The 12,665-nt window shown below is 38.0% G+C and carries 10 protein-coding genes; 9 read left to right on the top strand and 1 reads right to left on the bottom strand.

The genetic code is table 11. The features are described from left to right. Positions 1-38: 38 nt before the first annotated feature. The gene (gene rsgA / locus QE382_RS02110) at positions 39-959 is read right to left on the bottom strand and encodes a ribosome small subunit-dependent GTPase A (protein ID WP_307184485.1); all 921 of its coding nucleotides are present in this window, start codon (positions 957-959) and stop codon (positions 39-41) included. 107 nt (positions 960-1,066) lie between these two features. Here rsgA and polA point away from each other — a divergent pair, with 107 nt between their 5' ends. From polA to QE382_RS02065, 9 genes are all read left to right on the top strand, one after another. Next, the gene (polA, locus tag QE382_RS02105) at positions 1,067-3,868 is read left to right on the top strand and encodes a DNA polymerase I (RefSeq protein WP_307184484.1); all 2,802 of its coding nucleotides are present in this window, start codon (positions 1,067-1,069) and stop codon (positions 3,866-3,868) included. 4 nt (positions 3,869-3,872) lie between these two features. Beyond that, the gene (locus QE382_RS02100; RefSeq protein WP_307184482.1) at positions 3,873-5,003 is read left to right on the top strand and encodes a toxin-antitoxin system YwqK family antitoxin; all 1,131 of its coding nucleotides are present in this window, start codon (positions 3,873-3,875) and stop codon (positions 5,001-5,003) included. 24 nt (positions 5,004-5,027) lie between these two features. Then, complete coding sequence (locus QE382_RS02095; RefSeq protein WP_307184481.1) at positions 5,028-5,681, top strand: phosphatidylserine decarboxylase family protein; 654 nt, start codon at positions 5,028-5,030, stop codon at positions 5,679-5,681. A gap of 63 nt (positions 5,682-5,744) precedes the next feature. Continuing rightward, positions 5,745-6,782 carry a sensor histidine kinase gene (locus QE382_RS02090; protein WP_307184480.1) on the top strand — a complete coding sequence of 346 codons (1,038 nt, stop codon included), beginning with the start codon at positions 5,745-5,747 and terminating at the stop codon, positions 6,780-6,782. An 89-nt stretch (positions 6,783-6,871) separates the two neighbouring features. Further along, positions 6,872-7,519 (top strand): DUF47 domain-containing protein, encoded by a 648-nt coding sequence (locus QE382_RS02085; protein ID WP_209582087.1) that lies wholly within the window; start codon positions 6,872-6,874, stop codon positions 7,517-7,519. A gap of 36 nt (positions 7,520-7,555) precedes the next feature. Beyond that, positions 7,556-8,566: an inorganic phosphate transporter gene (locus tag QE382_RS02080; protein ID WP_307184479.1), complete on the top strand. Its 1,011-nt coding sequence runs from the start codon at positions 7,556-7,558 to the stop codon at positions 8,564-8,566. Positions 8,567-8,809: 243 nt separating this feature from the next. After that, positions 8,810-10,198: an OmpA family protein gene (locus tag QE382_RS02075; RefSeq protein ID WP_293957337.1), complete on the top strand. Its 1,389-nt coding sequence runs from the start codon at positions 8,810-8,812 to the stop codon at positions 10,196-10,198. Positions 10,199-10,379: 181 nt separating this feature from the next. Further along, entirely contained in the window at positions 10,380-11,792 is a 1,413-nt protein-coding gene (locus QE382_RS02070; protein WP_307184478.1) for a tetratricopeptide repeat protein, read from the top strand. Positions 11,793-11,890: 98 nt separating this feature from the next. After that, positions 11,891-12,637, top strand: coding sequence for a shikimate dehydrogenase family protein (locus tag QE382_RS02065; RefSeq protein WP_307184477.1), 747 nt, complete (start codon positions 11,891-11,893; stop codon positions 12,635-12,637). Positions 12,638-12,665 lie beyond the last annotated feature (28 nt).

Raw genomic sequence — 12,665 nt, 5'->3', positions numbered from 1 at the left:
TTTCTTTATGAATAAGAAAAAGAAGCCCGTTATCTTAATTACGCTCTGCTATCTTCATTATGGTACATACTGAGGTAGCTATCGTAGCGCGAACTTTCGATCCGCCCTTCTTCCACAGCTTCCATGATAACACAGCCAGGTTCGTTGATATGTCTGCAATTATTAAATCGACACTGGTTCATCAAAGCACGCATCTCTGGAAAAAAATGAGATAATTCTTGTTTCTCGATGTCAACAATGCCCAGTTCACGAATGCCTGGCGTATCAATCAGCTTCCCCCCGAAAGGGAGATCGAACATCTCTGCAAAAGTGGTCGTATGCTTTCCCTTGTCAGACCAGTCCGAGATTTCACCGGTCTTTAATCCATATGCTGGAACAATCGCATTGATTAATGTTGATTTACCCACTCCTGAATGTCCTGACACTAATGTTATTTTATCCTTAAGCAGTTCCTTGACCACGTCGATATTTGTCCGCGTTAAGGCCGAGACCTCAAAGCAGGGATATCCGATACTCGTATAAATTGCCTTATAGTCTGCCAAAACCTCCAATCCTTCATCACTGAATAGATCCAATTTATTGAATATTATTACTGCCGGAATACCATATGCTTCTGTGGTCACTAAAAAACGATCAATAAATCCCAAGGAAGTCGGTGGAGAGGCCAAGGTAACCACCAAAAATGCCTGATCCAAATTTGCTCCTATAATTTGGGTTTGCTTGGAGAGATTGACGGACTTCCGGATAATGTAATTCCGGCGAGGTTCTAATTCATGAATGACGGCACTTTCCTGATCCGGCTCCACCTCAAAATGAACCCAGTCTCCAACAGCGACAGGATTCGTTGTTTTTATCCCTTTGGTGCGAAATTTACCTTTGATCCGACAATCGTATCTTCGATTATCTTCGCCCAAAACCTGATACCAACTACCGGTCGATTTAGTTACCAATCCTCTCATAACTCCTGCTGCATTAAATGTGTCATGCTGCAAAAATCGGAAAAATTTATTAAACTTACCCGTTAATGAATTTCTTACCTTTGCAATAGACACTAAAATTCAATTTTGTGAAAAAACTATTTCTTTTAGATGGAATGGCTCTTATATATAGAGCTTATTTTGCATTGAGCAAAACTCCCCGAATTACCTCAAATGGGTTAAATACAGGAGCAATCATGGGATTTACCAATACGCTTTTGGACGTATTGAAAAATCAGCAACCTTCTCATATAGCAGTAGTGTTTGACACCGCAGCTCCTACCGCCCGACATATTGAATTTGAAGCTTATAAAGCGCACCGTGAGTCTATGCCCGAGGACCTTGCGTCCTCTATTCCCTATATAAACCGATTAATCGAAGGCTTCAATATCCCGATTATTACAATGGATGGCTACGAGGCAGATGATATTATAGGGACTTTAGCAAAAAAAGCTGAAAAACAAGATTTTCAGGTCTATTGCATGACACCGGATAAAGATTTTGGCCAGCTCGTATCGGACAATATCTTTATCTACAAACCTGCCCGGATGGGTAACGGAGCAGAAGTACAAGGTGTCAAAGAGATTTTGGAAAAATGGGAAGTTTCTGATGTCTGTCAAGTCATCGATATCCTCGGACTTTGGGGTGACGCTGTAGACAATATACCGGGTATACCGGGCATCGGTGAGAAAACAGCAAAAAAACTTGTTCAAGAATACGGATCTGTCGAAGGTATTATTGCTAACGCAGATCAACTCAAAGGAAAAATGCGTGAAAACGTAGAAAATTTTGCTGAACAAGGACTTATCTCCAAAAAATTAGCTACCATTTTATTGGATGTACCAATTGACCTGGACGAAAAATCACTTGAACTGGAAGATCCAAACAAAGAAATTCTTGAACCACTATTTGCGGAACTAGAATTCAGAACACTTGGAAAGCGGGTTTTCGGCGAAGATTTCTCCGTGCTTGACAGAAGCCCCTCCACAACTGGCCAAATGGATTTATTTTCTACAACAGTAACTGCGGTGACAACAGTCGATGTCACTACGCAAACAACCGTTGATAATACTGAAGTAAATAATATCCATAATACGGAGCATGATTATATTTTGGTCGATACTCGAGAAAAACAAAAAGAGCTTGCCGAAAAGCTATCTTCTTTGAATAGTTTTTGTTTCGATACGGAAACGACAGGATTGGATGCTAATCTTGCGGACATTGTAGGTTTATCATTCTCCTTCGAAAATGCTAGGGCCTATTATATTCCCACTCCAGCAGACCGTGAAGGAGCGCAAGCTGTAATCGATATTTTTAAAACAGTATTTGAAAATCCGAACATCGAAAAAGTGGGACAAAATATTAAATATGATATTTTACTTTTGGCACGATACGGTGTAAAAGTAAAAGGGCCTCTTTTTGACACGATGGTTGCACATTATCTGATTGATCCAGATACCCGACATGGTATGGATCTCCTCGCAGAAAATTATCTTAATTATAGTCCAGTATCCATCACTGAACTGATAGGTGAAAAAGGCAAGAAACAAGGAAACATGCGCGATGTGGAGATTGAAAAAATAAAAGAATATGCAGCCGAAGACGCAGATATCACATTACAGTTAAAAAATATATTTCAACCTCTCCTTATCGAGACCGACACCATGGAACTCGCTCAGGATGTTGAATTCCCATTAGTATATATACTGGCTGAAATTGAACGAAATGGTGTAAAAATTGACGTTCCGGCACTTGAAGAATTTTCTAAAACTTTGGAGCAGGACATCAAAAACCTCGAAGGGTCTATTTTTGAGAAAGCAGGTGTAAATTTCAACATTGCTTCCCCAAAACAATTGGGTGAAGTTTTATTCGACAAACTCCAGTTGGATCCCAAAGCGAAAAAAACAAAAACGGGACAGTACAAAACTGGAGAAGATGTATTACTAGCGTTAGCGCATAAATCAGACATCGTTCAAGATATTTTAAACTTCAGGCAAATGCAAAAACTAAAATCAACTTACGTGGATGCACTGCCAGAGTTAATAAACCCGGAAACAGGATTAATTCACACATCTTACAATCAAGCTGTTGCTGCAACCGGACGTCTGAGTTCGACTAATCCAAATTTACAAAATATCCCGATACGTACCGAGAGAGGTAGAGAGGTAAGAAAAGCGTTTATTCCACGATCTGAAGAGCATGTGATTCTATCAGCCGATTATTCGCAAATTGAACTGCGCCTGATCGCCGAGTTAAGTAAAGATCAAAATATGATGGAGGCATTTAGTCAAGGTCATGATATCCACCGGGCAACAGCCGCAAAAGTATATCATACCGAATTTGATGCTGTTACTTCTGAACAAAGACGCAACGCTAAAGCCGTTAACTTCGGAATTATATATGGTCAATCGGCATTTGGTCTTTCCCAAAATCTTGGTATCTCACGCAAAGAAGCATCTGATATCATCAACGAGTATTTTAATCAATATACAGGCATAAAAAGGTATATGAGTGATGCGATCGAGTTTGCAAAAGAGAAGGGTTATGTTGAAACAATTTTAAAGCGAAGGCGTTATCTTAGAGATATCAATTCGGCAAATATGACGGTTCGTGGATTTGCGGAAAGAAATGCTATTAATGCACCTATCCAGGGCTCGGCCGCAGATTTGATTAAACTTGCCATGATTGCCATCCAAAATGAAATTGAGCAGCAAGGCTTATCGGGTAAAATGATCATGCAGGTACATGATGAATTGGTTTTTGACATACCTAAAAGCGAAATACAGCTTTTTAAGGAAATCATACAGGATAAAATGACCAATGCAATCAAAACAAATGTACCTTTGGTTGTAGAAATTGGAGAGGGCAAAAATTGGCTCGAAGCGCATTAATATTATGATAAAAAAACTCATCCATCTATTGTTATTCATTTCTGTGTGTAGTTTTACAAACCTTCACGCACAGGATGAGAAGCCTGTATTCTACGAAAAATTAGATCGAGGGCTGATTCGTTTTTATTTCGACAAATACTACTATCTGGTTTCGAAGGAGTGCGAATTTAAATCCATTGAGCGTGTGAGTAGATTCGACTTTACCAAACAGTCATTCGAAGGTGAATTTCGCGATTTTGCGCCCAATGGCAATAGAATACTCGTCGGAAATTACACAGACGGTAAAAAAGAGGGCTTGTTTCAAGCTTATCATCCAAACGGCGTGCTAAAATGGGAGGTAACTTTCCGAAATAATTTTCCTACTGGTGACTGGAAATATTACTATCCTGACGGAAAGCCGTTGTTAACCATCACATATAGCGAGCAAGGCTACTTTATTAAAGATTACTGGGACAATAGGGGAAGGCAAGAGGTAATGGATGGTGAAGGTAACTATGAATTTTCCATTCCCTTTGAAGGCTTTACCGAATTTGGCTTTGATTTTTACCTACGTAAAGGGAAGGTGAAAAATGGCAAGCCACAAGGAAACTGGAATACTTATTTTTATAATGTTGGCCAGCAGCCTGTGTATGCGATGACACAACGGTTTTTGAATGGTGTGCTTACGACGACATATGATGACAATGGAGAACTTAACAATGAAGATTTCTTGTCGCTAAGTATCCTACCTTATGACTATTTCATGCGGGCAGAACTGTTTAACAGCAAATCGTGCAGTTTTGATGACTATGCTAACTTTTATGCTTTCCTCGCGAAAAGATTTAACGATAATCTCAATAAAAAGGGAATTGAAATTAGCCAACAAGTAAGCTTCTCTTATATGGTGGAGGTAAAGAAAACAGGAATGGCTAATCTGAGAAACCTTAAGTTAGTTTCGGATTCTGGGAGTGAGTCTTTCGACGGAATCTTAAGCGGCATTGCAAAAAGCATTGATTTCTATTTCCCTACATATAGAGAGAATAAGCCACAGGATGACCTCATTAAAGTATCTGGTAGTATTACAACGGGGAATGATGCAAAAGTATACACCCATTCAATTAAAATTGAAAGACAAATAGACAATTCGAGTAAATAACTATCTTTGCAGAAATAAATAGATATGAAATTTCATAAAGAAGGATACACCACATTAGCAATCGCTGTACTTTTTATCTTTATTATCAATGCAGTTGCGGATTATTATGATGCTTCGCAATATGTCAAATGGTTTATTTATGCGCTATCAGCATTCCTGTTTATTACAGTTGTTCAGTTCTTCAGAAGTCCTAAAAAAGTGTTCAATCCTGAAGATGGCATAATTCTTTGTCCGGCTGACGGGAAAGTTGTTGTTATCGAAGAAACTGAAGAAAATGAATATTTCCACGATAAACGTATTCAGGTTTCGATTTTTATGTCGCCAGTTAATGTACATGTCAACAGAAATCCTATTAGTGGTTTGGTTACTTTCTTTAAATATCATCCTGGAAAATTTTTAGTGGCCTGGCATCCCAAATCATCCACAGATAACGAAAGAACGACGGTCGTTGTCAAAGATAAAGCAGGGAGAGAGGTTCTTTTCCGTCAAATTGCAGGAGCCCTGGCGCGCCGTATTGTATGGTATATAAAAGAAAAGGACGAAGTGGTGCAAGGTAATGAGTTTGGTTTTATCAAATTTGGTTCCCGCGTAGATTTATTCCTGCCGTTAGGTACTGAAATTAATGTCAACATTGGTGACAAAGTTACAGGAGCAAAAACCATTATCGGAAAATTTTAACAATTTATTAATATCATTATAAGTAACTTAGGCTCCAAATCAGGGGCCTTTTTTATTCAACAAATGAATTTTAGACAATTATTATTAGCAAACTCAGCAGCGGTTGGTGTTGCAATATCCACGATCAGCTTTTATTATAAACACGAGCTGCAGACAGCATTGATCATTTTCTGTGTTACAGTGGTAACGAGTTTTCTTCTATTTAACTATTTATTTGAGAAATATATATATCGCCGTCTCAACACGATGTATAAACTCATTCACAATCTCAAACTTGGCAAAGATCTTAAAGATGCCATCGGAGAACATATTAGCGAGGATCCTATTACAGATGCTGAAAACGAAGTGAAAGCATGGGCAAAAGATAAAAAAAATGAGATAGAACAATTAAAATCACAGGAAAAATTTCGAAGAGAGTTTCTATCCAACATTTCACATGAATTCAAAACACCACTCTTTGCTACACAGGGCTACATTGAGACACTGCAGGATGGCCTTATGGAAGAGGATATGGAAATGGCAAAAAATTTCCTCAACAAGGCTGCACGAAATCTTGATCGACTTAATTATCTAATTCTGGATCTTGATGAGATATCCAAATTGGAATCTGGCAAAATGGTCCTTAATATCGAGAAATTTGATATTGTCGACCTGATCAAAGACACCGCAGAATCCCTTGAAGACAAAGCCAAACAGCACAACATCAAAATCGAATTCAGACCCAAGGCCGGCACACCACACTGGGTGAAGGCAGACCGCAATAAAATACATCAGGTACTGTACAATCTGATAGACAACTCTTTGAAATATGGAAAAGAAGGCGGAACAACAAAAATTAAGATTTTTCCCTTATTTGAGCAGGTGCTTATCGAAATTACAGACGACGGCTATGGCATTGAGGAAAAAAATCTCAGCCGCGTGTTTGAACGTTTTTTCCGAACTGACAAAAGCCGATCACGCGATATAGGAGGATCTGGGCTAGGGTTAGCGATCGTTAAGCATATTGTTGAAGCACATCAACAAAATGTCAATGTGCGCAGTACAGAAGGTATCGGAACCACTTTTGGTTTCACGTTACAAAAAGTACAAGCTGGAAACTAAACAATGATGACACTTTTGTGTTTAAACAAAATCAATGTTAACATTAACTTAACATTAAGGTATTACTTTTGTAAAAATAAATTTAAGATATGTCTTTAAATAGCATTTTTCAGTACTTCGTTCCAAAGGACAAAAAATTCTTCCCTTTGTTTGAACAAGCCGGCAACAATTTGATCGAGATGTCAAAGTTGTTAAAAGATATTGTTAACTCAAGCAATCCTGAGAAGAAAAAAGATTTTACGCGCAAGATGGAAGATTTGGAGCACAAGGGCGACAATATCACACATCAAATTCATTTGGAGTTAGGAAAGAATTTCATCACTCCTTTCGATCGCGAAGATATACACTCTTTGGCGAGTTCATTGGATGATGTAGCCGATTTTATTCACGGTGCTGCCAACAGAATGGACCTTTATAAGGTTGAAAAAGCTACTGAACCAATGATAGAAATTGCGGACTTGTTGGTTGAAGCCACTGAACATGTGTCAAAAGCTATTCATGAACTCAGAGACTTAAAAAATATCCGAAACATTACAGATTCCTGCGTGCGTATCAATAGTGTTGAAAACAAAGCAGATTATATCTTCGATAAGGCTGTAGCTGACCTATTTGAGTTTGAAAAAGATGCAATTTCATTAATTAAACACAAAGAAGTGTTGTCTGCAATGGAAGATGCAACGGATAAATGTGAGGATGTTGCTAACGTATTAGAAAGCATTCTAGTTAAAAACGCATAATCATTCGATATAAGTGCACAAAAATTTTACGAGATTATGATGTCAACATTACTCGTTGTCGTGATTGTCCTTGCAATTGCTTTTGACTACATCAATGGATTCCATGATGCAGCCAATTCAATTGCGACAGTTGTATCAACAAAAGTTTTAACGCCAGCAATGGCAGTTTTATGGGCTGCAATATTCAACTTTGCCGCATACTTCTACTTTACAGACCATAAGGTCGCCAATACCATTGCAAAAACAGTATTGGAAGAATATATCACATTAGAAGTAATTTTTGCGGGTTTATTAGCAGCAATTGGTTGGAACTTGTTCACATGGTATTACGGCGTACCGTCAAGTTCTTCACACACGCTTATCGGGGGATTTGCTGGTTCGGGTATGGCGTATGCCTTTATTCTGGGCGCAGACCCAATTCATGCTATCAATATTGATGCTACCTTAAAGATTATTGCTTTTATCGTGCTCGCTCCGATCATCGGTATGACCATCTCCGTCATCATTACACTACTTGTCATTAATCTGGCGAAAAACTCCAGACCAAGTGTTGCCGAAAAATGGTTCAAAATATTACAACTTGTTTCCTCTGCCGCCCTAAGTTTTGCACATGGAGGTAACGACGCTCAGAAAGTGATGGGAATTATCCTGGTCGCTATGGTAGCAGGTGGCTATGTCCCAACAACTGAACACATGCCCGAGTGGATTCCATTAACTTGTTATGCGGCTATTGCAGCCGGAACGATGAGTGGTGGGTGGAAAATAGTTAAAACAATGGGAACCAAAATCACAAAAGTTACACCATTGGAAGGAGTTTGTGCTGAATCAGCGGGAGCGGTAACATTAGGTATTACAGAACATTTTGGAATTCCGGCCTCTACCACACATACCATTACCGGAGCAATCATAGGTGTTGGTGTCGTTAAACGTGTTTCTGCAGTACGCTGGGGAGTTACAATCAGTTTGTTATGGGCTTGGATATTAACTATTCCGGTTTCAGCCTTGTTAGGTGGATTGTCGCTATTGGTTGTACATTATTTGCTTTAGAAAAAAAAACCTTAATTTTTTTCTTAAACGTATTGAAACAAAACAAAAATTTGGTACTTTCGTAGCGGATTTTTGTTTTGTTGTTTCACATTAAATCCTTAATTTAGTACAAAATATAGCGGAAACAAAATATTTAACATAACTTTAAGACTTTGGCACGGCAATTGTACTGTTCAAAGTGTTAATACAAGATAATTAAGTTTGAAAACAATTAAAATTAATAATAACCTTAAAAACAAGAGTATGAACTATTCTACAATTAAAAAAACAGCTGTTGCTGCTACATTAGTTGCCGCTTTAGGTTTTGCTGGTACAGCGCAAGCTCAACAAGTATTCGGTGGTAGATCACAATACAGAACTTGGTCTATCGGAGTGCAAGGTGGTATTACTACACCAAACACAATTCTTCCTGGATCAAATGCTTTTGGACAAAAAGTTGGTTACTTCCAAAACAAAGTTGGTGAATACTACGGATTAACTATTCGTAAACAATTCTCTCACACTTTTGGTTTAGAATTAGAAGCAAACCGTGGTAAGATCAAAACTTACAATCACAATCAATCTGGACCTATTGCAGAAAATTCTTTGGGTGCAAAATCGGTACAAACTGACGTAAACTGGGCTGCTAGCTTGAACGGTGTATTCCAATTGGGTACTATCGATTTCTTGAGAAGAGAAAATGCAGTTAACTTCTATGCTAAAGTAGGTTTAGGAGTATTAGCAAATAATCCTATTCAATTTGCTAATAATGACTTCACAGGTACAGAAGTATATAATGTAGCGAACAATCCTGATGGTCAGAAATGGGGATCAAGTATTTTTGGAGATCGCGAACGCAAAGGTGACCGCGATAACAAATTAACAGCTTTCGTTCCAGTAGGTGTTGGTGCTAAATTTAAATTATCTGAAGTAGTTGCGTTGAACTTAGGTTACACCATGAACTTCACTGATGATAACTTATTGTATGGTCCAGCTCGTACAGATTATAAAGGTAAATTCTCTACAGTAATGGCTGGTTTAGAATTTACTCTAGGTTCAAGAGACAAACAAAACTTGACTTTTGCTAACCCAGTTGCTACAATGTACGATGAGTTGAAAGATCCTTCATTGAGAAACGAAGTTGAAGCATTAAAACAACGTGTAAGCACTTTAGAAGGTACTGTTAACACATTAAGCGCTGATGCTGATGGTGACGGTGTATCTGATAAATTTGACAAATGCCCTGGAACTCCAGCTGGTACTCCAGTAGATGGTTCAGGATGTCCAATCAAATTCCCAGAGCCAGTTGTTAGCTCAACTACTTCTAACGGTTACTATGCGCCAATTCAATTCGAATTTGATAGCTCTGTATTGAAAACTTCATCTTACTCTACATTAGACAAATTGGCTAAAGAGTTACGTGATAACAATGCATCTGTACAATTAGATGGTTATGCGTCTGCTGAAGGTTCTGAAGCTTATAACATGACTTTATCTAAAGACCGTGCTAACTCTGTAAAACAATATTTAGTAAACGCTGGTGTTTCTTCATCAAGCATCACTGCTAACGGTTATGGAGAGAAAAACCCAGTTGCATCTAATGCTACTGAAGAAGGTCGCGTTCAAAACCGTCGCGTTGAGATCAAAAAATAATTGTATACAATATATACCATTATAGTAAAAGCCGGCTTTATAGCCGGCTTTTTCATTTTACACGTATTTATCCTTAACTTTGTCAACGATATCCAATTTGTGGAAAATTAGTTCCATCAAATTAGATAAGAAATTAGTATTTTGAATTAAAGAACAGGATACTGATTTTAAACTTTTGAGAATGGAAGAGGATTTTGAATTTGAGAACCCCGAAGAAAGAAAAATCTCGGTGGACAGATATGAGGAAATGCTTCGAAACGAGGATCAGTATTTTTTTGACTCCAAAGCTTTTGAAGGAATTATTGACTACTACGCAGAAAAAAATGATCCTGTTAAGGCGCTACAGGTCGCGGAATTCGCAATCAGCCAGCATCCGTTTGATATTACATTTCTATTGAAACAAGCGCAACTGTTTTCAACGATTCAACAATATCAGAATGCACTCGCAGCATTGGATAAAGCGGAACTATTAGAAGCCTCCGAAGGAGATATATTTTTGATCCGCGGCGGTATACTGGGGAGTATTGGAAAATTCGATGATGCCTTGGAACAGCTATTTAAAGCTCTTCCCCTGTTGGACAATAAGGATGAGGTGTATTTCCATATTGCGATGATATTTCAGGCCCAAATGAATTATGATAAAGCTATCATTTATCTAAAAAAAGCTCTTGAACTCAATATGGATTACCAAGAAGCACTTTATGAATTGGCTTATTGTTATGACGTATTGAATAGGCAAGAAGAAAGTATCTCCTTTTATAAGAAATATATAGATTCAGACCCTTACTCCTATTATGCGTGGTATAACTTGGGCAATTCATATCATAAGATCAGCCGGTTTGAAGAAGCATTGGACGCTTATGACTATGCAATATTGATCAAGGATGACTTTTCTTCAGCTTATTTCAATAAGGGAAATGCTCTGGTCAATTTAGATCGCTACCAAGAAGCATTGGACGTGTACAAGCAAACATTTGAATATGAGCAACCCAGTGCTGATACCTATTGCGCAATAGGTGAATGTTATGAAAAACTGGAGCAGATGGAAGAAGCTCGCAACTATTATAAAAAGGCGGTCAAATTAGATGCGGAACTTGCGGATGCCTGGTTTGGCATTGGTGTTACCCTAGATTTCGAAGAACGTTACTTTGAATCGCTACACTTTTATAAAAAAGCATTGGAATTGGAGGATACAAATCCAGATTACTGGTTTGCCATCGCCGATGCACGATATAAATTACAGCAAATAGATCTAGCAGAGGAAGCTTATAAAAGAGTCGTTAGCTTGAATCCAACAGATATCGATGCATGGCTGGATTATTCCTCAATTCTATTTGAACAAACTAAAATTGAAGAGGCTATTGATGTGATTTCCAATGCGATTACACAGAATCCGAATGCGGCAGAATTATACTATCGGGTCGTTGCTTATCTATTCGCCAATGGACAATATAACGACGCACTGAACTTTTTGGAACTTGGTTTAGCAACTGATCCGGATAAGTATCATATCCTTTTTGATTATCTCCCACAGCTTCAAGGGAATCAGATTATCATCGAAATTGTGAAAAAATATACAAAGCCGAAAGATTAATATAGTATAGGCATTTTATCCGGTCATCGTCAAAGGATGACCGGATATAAAAATTAAAGAGCCATTTATATTCCAATAATCTAATTTTCCCACTTTAAATGAAAAAACTAGGGCTAATAGGATACCCATTAGGGCATTCTTTTTCAAAAAAATATTATCTAGAAAAATTCCGCCAAGAGCAAATTACCGATGTGGATTATGATTTATATCCTATCCCTCAGATAGCTGATTTTTCAAAAATTGCCTCCAATAAAGATTTCTATGGTGTGAATGTGACCATTCCCTATAAAATTGAAGTTATGAATTATTTGGATGAGCTTTCGGAAGAGGCTAGCGCAATTCAAGCCGTCAATTGTATTCGAATCAGCCATACAGCAGATGGCACAACAAGGCTAAAAGGCTACAATACTGATGCCTATGGTTTTGAGGCTTCAATAAAACCGCTAATAGATCCCCAAGTTGATAAAAAGGCCTTAATATTGGGATATGGTGGTGCTGCAAAGGCAGTAATTTACGCACTGAATCGACTTGGAATAATGCACTCCCTTGTAAGTAGAAGCAAGAAAGCGGACCAGTTGACTTATGATGAATTGGATGCTGCTATCCTAGCAGACCATACGGTGATTATTAACTGTTCACCTGTTGGTACTTTTCCCCATACAGAACAATCGCCAAAAATCCCTTACGAATTTTTAAATGAGAACCATCTTTGTTATGATCTCATTTACAACCCAGAGGAAACTACATTTCTACGAAAAAGTAAACAAATGGGAGCAAGAATCAAAAATGGATATGAAATGTTGGTCCTTCAAGCGGAAAAGAATTGGGAAATTTGGAATAGTTAATCTTTCCATAGTAAGAAATCAATAAAAT

The sequence above is a fragment of the Sphingobacterium zeae genome (assembly GCF_030818895.1).
Classification (GTDB): Bacteria; Bacteroidota; Bacteroidia; order Sphingobacteriales; family Sphingobacteriaceae; genus Sphingobacterium; species Sphingobacterium zeae.
This window is presented reverse-complemented; position numbering and strand designations above follow the sequence as displayed.

Excerpts from the sequence above, each read along its gene's own strand:
- rsgA (WP_307184485.1), bottom strand. The coding sequence starts at position 959 with ATGAGAGGATTGGTAACTAAATCGACCGGTAGTTGGTATCAGGTTTTG.
- QE382_RS02100 (WP_307184482.1), top strand. The coding sequence starts at position 3,873 with ATGATAAAAAAACTCATCCATCTATTGTTATTCATTTCTGTGTGTAGT.
- QE382_RS02095 (WP_307184481.1), top strand. The coding sequence starts at position 5,028 with ATGAAATTTCATAAAGAAGGATACACCACATTAGCAATCGCTGTACTT.
- QE382_RS02090 (WP_307184480.1), top strand. The coding sequence starts at position 5,745 with ATGAATTTTAGACAATTATTATTAGCAAACTCAGCAGCGGTTGGTGTT.
- QE382_RS02085 (WP_209582087.1), top strand. The coding sequence starts at position 6,872 with ATGTCTTTAAATAGCATTTTTCAGTACTTCGTTCCAAAGGACAAAAAA.
- QE382_RS02080 (WP_307184479.1), top strand. The coding sequence starts at position 7,556 with ATGATGTCAACATTACTCGTTGTCGTGATTGTCCTTGCAATTGCTTTT.
- QE382_RS02075 (WP_293957337.1), top strand. The coding sequence starts at position 8,810 with ATGAACTATTCTACAATTAAAAAAACAGCTGTTGCTGCTACATTAGTT.
- QE382_RS02070 (WP_307184478.1), top strand. The coding sequence starts at position 10,380 with ATGGAAGAGGATTTTGAATTTGAGAACCCCGAAGAAAGAAAAATCTCG.
- QE382_RS02065 (WP_307184477.1), top strand. The coding sequence starts at position 11,891 with ATGAAAAAACTAGGGCTAATAGGATACCCATTAGGGCATTCTTTTTCA.